Here is a 224-nt window from a genome sequence, read left to right on the forward strand (position 1 = left end):
GATCCTGGTCACCGGCGCCTTCGGCCGGCTCGACCTGCTGGTGCCGATACTGCTCGCGGTGATCGCCGTACGGTTCATCCGGCACCCGGAGAAGCCGGAGGCCAACGGGCGGATCGTGATCGGCCTGTCCGCGCTCGTCGTCGGTGTGCTCGGCCAGGTCCACATCGCCTGCGGCGCACCCGCGCGCAGCGACGGCATGCAGGGCATAAGGGACGCCGGCGGCC

General features: G+C 71.9%; 1 pseudogene (running past one end of the window). It reads left to right on the forward strand.

From position 1 onward, the window contains the following. Positions 1-224 (forward strand): annotated as a pseudogene (locus CCN44_RS42305) (cell division protein FtsK) (its annotated part continues 320 nt past the right edge of the window); the annotation flags it as partial.

The sequence above is a fragment of the Streptomyces tricolor genome (assembly GCF_002155905.1).
GTDB lineage: Bacteria > Actinomycetota > Actinomycetes > Streptomycetales > Streptomycetaceae > Streptomyces > Streptomyces tricolor.